Here is a 4323-nt window from a genome sequence, read left to right as displayed (position 1 = left end):
TGGCGACTCCTACCCGACCCCGACATTCCGAAGCGTGGAATATCATTTCCGTTGCACCTCCGATGCCTGGGCGCGGCACGAGTGCTTCACGTACGGGAGGGTTCGTTGGGAGGGACCATCGCGACCGTCGGCTTGCCGCGGCGGGTGCTCGCCGAGCTCGTCGGCACGGCCGCGCTCGTGACCGCCGTCGTCGGCTCCGGCATCCAGGCGGGCGGGCTGAGCGAGGACGTCGGGGTGCGGCTGCTCGCCAACTCGCTCGCGTCCGCGACCGGTCTCGGCCTGCTGATCGCCCTGCTGGGGCCGGTGTCCGGCGGCCACCTCAACCCGGTCGTCACGCTCTGCGCCTGGTGGGCGCGGCGCCGCACGAGGGCCGCTCTGCCGGTGCGCGAGGTCGTCTCGTACGTCTCCGCACAGTTCGTGGGAGCCGTCGCCGGGGCGCTGCTCGCGGAGGCCATGTACGGGCGGGCGCCCGGCGGGTGGGCCACGCAGGTGCGGGGCGCCGAGCACCTGCTGATGGGCGAGACCCTCGCCACCGCCGGCATGGTCGTGCTGGTCGTGGGGCTCGAACGCAGCGGGCGGGCCCGGCTCGCGCCGCTCGCCGTCGCCGCGTACATCGCCGCCGCGATCTGGTGCACGTCGTCCGGGTCGTTCGCCAACCCCGCTGCCACCGTGGGTCGTTCCCTCACCGACTCCTTCACCGGGATCGCCCCGGCGTCGCTCCCCGGCTTCGTCGCGGCCCAGTTGCTGGGCGGCGCGCTGGGGATCGGCCTGGCCGCCGCCCTGTTCGGCCGGAACAGGGTGGCGGCCTGAGGCGGCCGGTCCGTCACAGCGGTCGGCCCGTCACAGCGGCCGGTCCGTCGCGGCGGTCGGCCCGTCAGGGCGTCTCCGCCAGCCGGAAGCCGATGGCGTAGATGGCCTTGTCGTACCAGCCGTGCCGCCTGCGGCACCGGGTCAGGTCGCCGTAGCGGGTGAAGCTGCCGCCGCGTGCCACCCGGTAGGTGCCGTGCGCCTTCAGCAGGTCGTCGGCGGCGGGGGCGCCCCCGGGGTAGGGCCGGTACTCGTCGGCGACGAACTCCTCCACGTTGCCCGCCACGTCGTCGAGCCCGAAGGGGCTGCGGCCCGGCGCGTAGACACCCACGGGCGTGGTCGTCAGCGGGCCCCCCTCCACGGTGTTGGCGCACTCCGGACGGAAGGTCTCGCCCCAGGGGAACTCGCGCCCGTCGCCGCCGGAGGCCGCGTACTCCCACTCGGCCTCGGTCGGCAGCCGGAAGCGCCGGCCGGTGCGCCGCGAGAGCCACGCCGCGTACGCGTCGGCGGCCTCCGGGGGCACGCCCCACACGGGGTGGTTGGACAGCGCCCACGGGAAGACGCCGAACGGCCACGACCGGGGCAGCCACGTCTCGTGGGTGTCCTCCAGGAACGCGCGGTACTCGTCGTTGGTGACGGGGTAGCGGGCGATGCGGAAGGCCGCGATGTCCGCCTCATAGGGCGGGCTCTCCTTCGCGATCCACTCCTCGACCACGCCGACGTGGCTCCAGCGGGCGGTCACCTCGGCCACCCGCTCCGGCGGCAGGCCGAGCGTCACCCGCGCCGCCGGGACATCGAGCATCTCGGGGTCGAGGACGCGGATGCGGGGGTCGCCGACCAGGCTCAGCACCGTGCCCGCGGCATGGCGGCGGCACTGCCCCTCGTGCGGGGACGACACGATCACGGCCAGCGTCTCCGGCTCCTCCGCGAGGAGGTCGCGGTGGCGGACGACGGGGCCGGACTGCCGGCGGACGAAGGAGTCCGGCAGTCCCATCGCCGCCCGGTCGGTCACCAGGTTCGGGTTCGTCCCCGCCGCCGCCCCGCGGGCGGCGTCCCGCGTCCCGGGGGTGGTGCCGGCCCCGCCCGCGGCCTCGCCACCGCTCACGGCCGCGCCTCCCCGCTCCCGTCGGAGCCGCCGGTCACCGGCACCTCGTAGACCCGGCCGTCGTACGAGCCCGCCAGGAAGACGCCCCTCGCGGGGTCGTGGCACAGCGAGGAGACGCCGGCCGTGGTCGGCCGCAGCGTCGACGGCCACGTGCCGGTCGCCGTGTCGAAGACGCAGACCGCGCCGCTGTAGGAGCCGGTGGCGACGTAGCGGCCGTCGGGCGAGGTGCTGACGCACTTCACCGAGTGGTCGTGCGGCGTGGGGTGGACCACGGCCTCGGGACCGTCCCACAGCCGTAGCAGCCGGTCCCGGCTGACGCTGGCGAACCGGCCGCCGGGCAGCGGCGCGCAGCCGTTGGCGATGCGGTCGTGGGCCGTCTCGACGCGGTGCAGTTCGGTGAAGTCCCGTACAGAGAACCAGGAGGCGGACGCGTCGGCGCACACCGCGAAGATCCGGTCCCCGGAGACGGCGACGCCCTTGACCGCGCCGGCGTGCAGCGGCAGCGTCGCCTCGTGCCGGACGGTGCCGTCCGGGTGGACCGAGAACACCAGGCCCTCGCCGGTGTAGGCGCCGACCACCACGTGCGGCACGCCGTCGCGGGTGAAGGCGGCACCGCAGTTGAGGGGCGAGCGGTGCTGGTGCAGGGCCTCGCCGGTCAGCGCGTCGAAGACCGTGCCCAGCTGCCCGCCGCTGAAGACCCGGCCGCCGGCCGGGGTGAGGAAGTTGCACAGGCTGCCCGCCTCGGCGGCCGGGCGGCCGTCGGTGCGCAGGATGCCCGCGTCGCCGATGGTGAGCGTGCGGCCCCCGTGCACGGTGACGGCGTTGACGCCGTGCGTCGGCTCGACGTGGTCGAGCTCCCACACGCCGTCCTGGATGCGGTAGACCGCGTACGACGAGCCGAACGTGGCGAACGCCAGGGTGTCGCCGTCGAGGAACGCGCAGGACCGCGGCCACACGTCGGCGGGGAAGGCCGCGGACGCCACCGGCCGGGGCTGCTCCCCGCTCACGTCCCAGATGCGCAGGGTGCGGTCGTAGCTGAGGCTGACCAGCCGGCCCTGGGCGGCGTCCAGCACCAGGCGCTTGATGCCCGCGTCGTGGGCGTGGTGGGTGGCGGTGCCGCCGTCGGAGAGGACGACGATCTCGCCCTCGTCGTTGCCCGCGTACACGACGCCGCCGGGCGCCACGGCGATGGTGTCCGTCTCGATGCCGCCGAGGTCGATGTCGTCGACGAGGCCGCCGGTGCGCAGGGACCAGCGCTTGACGGTGCCGTCGTCGCTGGACGAGACGAGCTCGTCGGCTTCGCCGCCCGCGGCCCACTCCACGGAGATCACGTCGGCCGTGTGGCCGGTGAAGGTGTGCAGCAGCGCGCCGGTGAAGTCGTAGACCCGGACCCGGTGGTCGCGGGACGCCGTCGCGACGAGGTCCTTCGAGGGGTGGAAGGCCGACATCTCCACGTCGTCCTGCTGGTCGGACAGCACGGCCAGGAGCTTGAGGTCCGGCACCGACCACAGGCGGGCGGTGTAGTCGCTCGACGAGCTGACGAGGTGCCGCCCGTCCGGGCTGAAGGCGACCTGGTTGGCGAGGTGGTCGTGGACGGCGCGGGCGAGCGCGCGGCGGGTGCCGGCGTCCCACAGGACGAGCTGGTTGTCGTACCCGGCGGTGGCCACGAGGCGCCCGTCGAAAGCCGCGACGCCGCTGATGGGTCCGTTGTGGCGGATCATAGGAGAGACGCCTCCAAGTCGTTCGTCAGGGGCAGGGTGTGACCGGCGTGCCGGGCCTTCGCGTCCAGGTAGCGGCCGTTCTCACCGGTCAGGTAGACCCCGGTGGGGACGGTCTGCGCCACGTCGATGCCGAGGTCGCGCAACTGCCGTGCCTTGTCGGGGTTGTTGGTCAGCAGGCGGATGCGGGGCAGCCCGATCGCCCGGAGCATGGCGGCGGCCGCGGTGTAGTCGCGTTCGTCCTCGCCCCGGCCCAGGAGCCGGTTGGCCTGGAAGGTGTCGTTGCCGCCGTCCTGGAGGACGTACGCGTCGAGCTTGTTGTACAGCCCGATGCCCCGCCCCTCCTGGCGCAGATAGAGCACCGCGCCGCCCTCGTCCGCGACGGCGAGCAGCGCCTCCTCCAGCTGGGGGCCGCAGTCGCAGCGCGCCGACCCGAAGACGTCGCCCGTCAGGCATTCGCTGTGCAGCCGCACCAGCGGCGTGCCCCGGCGGGCGCCGGCCACGACGACCGCCACGTGCTCCTTGCCGTCCGGCAGCCCGGCGAAGCTCAGCAGTTCCGCGGTACGGCCGCCGGCCCGGTGCAGGGTGACGGGCACGCGGGCGCGGACGGTTACGGCGCCGTCCGCGGCAGCGTCCTGCGAGGGCCCGTCGGCCGGACCGGTGGGGGCCGCGGCAGACGCGGCGGACGGGGTG

The 4323-nt window shown here is 74.7% G+C and carries 4 protein-coding genes; 1 reads left to right on the top strand and 3 read right to left on the bottom strand.

What is annotated here, in order from left to right:
* The first annotated feature begins 105 nt into the window (after nt 1-105).
* Nucleotides 106-810 carry an aquaporin gene (locus tag BJP40_RS00080; RefSeq protein ID WP_079170800.1) on the top strand — a complete coding sequence of 235 codons (705 nt, stop codon included), beginning with the start codon at nt 106-108 and terminating at the stop codon, nt 808-810.
* A gap of 64 nt (nt 811-874) precedes the next feature.
* On the opposite strand, the gene BJP40_RS00075 is transcribed toward BJP40_RS00080, so the two are convergent.
* The 3 genes from BJP40_RS00075 to ribA are packed head-to-tail and all read right to left on the bottom strand — an operon-like array spanning nt 875 to nt 4226.
* Nucleotides 875-1912, bottom strand: coding sequence for an SUMF1/EgtB/PvdO family nonheme iron enzyme (locus BJP40_RS00075; protein WP_319020109.1), 1038 nt, complete (start codon nt 1910-1912; stop codon nt 875-877).
* Entirely contained in the window at nt 1909-3633 is a 1725-nt protein-coding gene (locus BJP40_RS00070; protein WP_071277434.1) for a WD40 repeat domain-containing protein, read from the bottom strand. Before BJP40_RS00070 ends, BJP40_RS00075 begins: the two co-directional genes overlap by 4 nt.
* Nucleotides 3630-4226 carry a GTP cyclohydrolase II gene (gene ribA, locus BJP40_RS00065; protein ID WP_071277436.1) on the bottom strand — a complete coding sequence of 199 codons (597 nt, stop codon included), beginning with the start codon at nt 4224-4226 and terminating at the stop codon, nt 3630-3632. Before ribA ends, BJP40_RS00070 begins: the two co-directional genes overlap by 4 nt.
* Between the last annotated feature and the right edge of the window lie 97 nt (nt 4227-4323).

This window comes from Streptomyces sp. CC53, assembly GCF_001865245.1.
Lineage (GTDB): Bacteria > Actinomycetota > Actinomycetes > Streptomycetales > Streptomycetaceae > Streptomyces.
This window is presented reverse-complemented; position numbering and strand designations above follow the sequence as displayed.

What these genes read in the sequence shown, in the direction of transcription:
- BJP40_RS00070 (WP_071277434.1), bottom strand. Translation starts at nt 3,633, where the DNA reads ATGATCCGCCACAACGGACCCATCAGCGGCGTCGCGGCTTTCGACGGG.